This is a genomic window from Herbaspirillum sp. B65, assembly GCF_000333555.1.
GTDB lineage: Bacteria > Pseudomonadota > Gammaproteobacteria > Burkholderiales > Burkholderiaceae_D > Herbaspirillum > Herbaspirillum rubrisubalbicans.
The window spans coordinates 1-1863 of sequence record NZ_BADI01000032.1; the positions used below are offsets into that span (position 1 = coordinate 1).

General features: G+C 64.6%; 2 protein-coding genes. Both read left to right on the top strand.

All coding sequences use genetic code 11. The features are described from left to right. Positions 1 to 1049: acyl-CoA dehydrogenase family protein (locus I5W_RS00660; protein WP_044527810.1), on the top strand; the 1049-nt coding region annotated here is incomplete at its 5' end. Positions 1050 to 1051: 2 nt separating this feature from the next. Further along, positions 1052 to 1863: acyl-CoA dehydrogenase family protein (locus tag I5W_RS00665; protein WP_044527809.1), on the top strand; the 812-nt coding region annotated here is incomplete at its 3' end.

Below are 1863 nucleotides of genomic sequence, written 5' to 3' on the forward strand. Positions count from 1 at the left end.
CAGGGCATCCTGCACCCAAGGGGTGGGGCGCGCCGCACTGGCCAAAAGAATACGGCGGCGTCGACTGGAGCCCCGTACGCAAGCACATATTCATGGAGGAACTCTACAACGCGGACGGCCTCGATTACGGCTGGCAGTCGCTGCACATGGTGGCGCCTGTGCTGATTGCCTTCGGCTCGGAATGGCAGAAGCAGCGCTTCCTGCCAACCATCCTGTCGGGCGAGGAATTCTGGTGCCAGGGCTTTTCCGAACCGAATGCCGGTTCGGACCTGGCCAACCTGCGTACCACCGCAGTGCTCGACGGTGACGAATATGTGATCAATGGTCAGAAAGTGTGGACGAGCGACGCAGTCCAAGCCGAATGGGGGTTTTTCCTGGTGCGTACTGACACGACTGTCAAGCCGCAGCGTGGCATCTCGTTCATCCTGGTCAAGATGGACACACCCGGCATCACCGTCCGCCCGATCATTTCGATCGAAGGCGGACGCGGCCTGAACGAGGTTTTCCTCGACAATGTGCGCGTGCCGCGCAGCCACCTCGTGGGCGAGCCGGGAATGGGCTGGACATATGCCAAGTACTTGCTGGGCAAGGAACGCACTACCAGCGCCTTCCTCTACTTCAACAAACGCGAACTCGAACGGGTGCGCGAGATCGCGCGCGGTGAGCTGGTCGACGGCGTGCCGCTGCTTGAGACACCCGAGTTCGCACGCAAGCTGGCGCGCGTCGAGACCGACCTGCTGGCACTGGAGTGGTCGGTCCTGCGCGTGCTGGCCGAAGAAAACAACCGGCATAACGCCGACGCCGTCGTCTCGGCACTGAAGGTGCGCGGTTCGCTGATGCAGCAGCGCGTTACCGAGCTGCAGGTCGATGCGATGGGACCGCGCGCGCTGCGCTTCTACGAGCACGACGAGGACAGCGACACCTTGCTGTGGCCGTCGTATGTACCTGGCCGCACCGCGGGCTATCTGATCGCGCGCGCTTCGACCATCTATGGCGGTGCCCTCGAAGTGCAGAAAAACATCATTGCCAGGCTGGCGTTCGGACTCTGATCATGGACTTCAATCTCACACAAGAGCAGCAGATGCTGCGTGACGGCGCCGAACGCTTCCTGCGCGAGGCCTATGATTTCGATACGCGCTGCGCGATCGCGCGCGAACCGCAAGCATTCCGCGCCTCGATGTGGCAGCAGTTCGCCGACCTCGGCTGGTTGGCACTGGAATTACCGGAGGATGCCGGCGGGCTGGGCTTGGGTTTCGTCGACAGCGCGCTGCTGATCGAGGCCATGGGACGCGCCATGGTGCTCGAACCCTATCTGCACTCGGCAGTGCTGTGCACCCGCATCGTCGATCGCAGCGGGGTAGAGGCGCTGCGCAGCGATCTGCTGCCGCGCCTGGCCGACGGCAGTGCGCTGCTGGCCCTGGCTGACAGCGAAGCCGGCAGTCGCTTCCGGGTTGGCTGCACCGCGCGAACGACGGCGCAGCGCACGGCCGACGGCTACCGCATCGATGGTGCAAAGACGCTGGTAATGGGCGCGGCCGTGGCCGGCCAGTTGCTGGTGACGGCGGGTCTGGATGGCGCCTGCGCGTTGTTCCTGGTCGACGCCGGCGCATCCGGCGTGACGCGGACCGACTACCGGGTGCTGGACGGCGCGCGCGCGGCCGACATCGCCTTCGACGGCGCCAGGGCGACCCTGGTGTTGGCCGATGCGATGCCGGTGCTTGAGGAGGCGGTCGACCGCGCCACGCTGGGCACGGTCGCGCAGATGCTGGGCGTGATGGAAGCGGTCATGGAAATCACGGCCGAGTACATCAAGACGAGGGTACAGTTTTGGCAGCCGATCGGCAATTTCAGGCGCTGCAGCAT